Annotated in this window: 2 pseudogenes; one reads left to right on the top strand and one right to left on the bottom strand. The window is 42.4% G+C overall.

The window, feature by feature from the left end:
* Positions 1–616 (bottom strand): annotated as a pseudogene (locus ACO0LE_RS20210) (hypothetical protein); the annotation flags it as partial.
* A gap of 206 nt (positions 617–822) precedes the next feature.
* Here ACO0LE_RS20210 and ACO0LE_RS20205 point away from each other — a divergent pair.
* Positions 823–1078: pseudogene (locus tag ACO0LE_RS20205) on the top strand (hypothetical protein); the annotation flags it as partial.

Genomic DNA, 1078 nt, shown 5'->3' with positions numbered 1-1078 from the left:
TGTAACTCTTAATCGTCCCGCATTCTGCGCACGGATGATCTTTATCAATGACTCTTGGCACACCCAGAATATATTTAAAAGTGAGTTGGTGCGTTGTGGTCAGTGAACTACCGACAGGTCCGTAGACATTTGTAACCGAGGATGTCGAAGTGAGATTGCTTAAGTCAACAGCGCTAAAAGCAATTGTCAGTTTATTTACATCACCAAATAACTGATCCCCTACTGCTCTACCTGAACAATCATAATTCCAACTAGTGTAGCGAGCGCCATTCTCATCAACAATGCTGGTCAATGAATTTAAGAGATGCCCCAACCCAGCGGAAATGCCGGGATTATTGGGGCAAGCATTGCCACTATTTATTTGTGATGCCTCGTTATAAACATAGGTTCTATACTTCCCGTCAGGGAAAGTCACCTTAGTCAGATTATTGGCATAACAAGCGACATTACGGAAGTTAAACGTAGAACAACCACCTGATGCACCATCATATTCATAGACATAGGGCAAATTGCCAGGAGTAACAATTTTGGAAATGCGATTTTTTTCATCATATTCGAACTGGATCTGCTGACCATAAGAGTCTGTAACACACAGTAGCAACCCAGCGGGCAACAAAGCACCGACCTTAATATTAGGACAAACAGGTGCATTTACAGGCAGCCGACTAATGGACGTATTGTTAGTAATACCGTCGCTGTAGGTAAAGGTTTGGGTTTGTCCAGATCTGGACCTATGATGGTAAGGATAATGTATCGAGTGTTATCTATCCCGGTAATAGCAAACGTCAATATCTTTACGAGAATGCAACTTTTCCCACAGCGTTGACAGGTATCATTGATGAAAATAATGCGCGATTTGCTACTTGGACTTACGACAATTACGGAAATGCCATCAGCTCTGAGCATGGAACTGGCATTGAAAAAGTAACGTTTAATTACCTGAATCCAGCTAACACTGCCTCCACCGGAGCTAGTGGCGTTACTCAGAACTACACGATCGAACTTGTCAATGGCTATGCCAGAATTAGTGCCATCTCTGTAAATTGTGGCTTAAACTGCACATACACCAGTAAAAAAT

Origin of the sequence: Undibacterium sp. Xuan67W, assembly GCF_049340165.1 — a bacterium.
In the GTDB taxonomy this organism is placed as follows: Bacteria; Pseudomonadota; Gammaproteobacteria; order Burkholderiales; family Burkholderiaceae_D; genus Undibacterium.
Note: the sequence above shows the minus strand (reverse complement) of the source record. Positions and strands in the feature narration are given on the sequence as shown.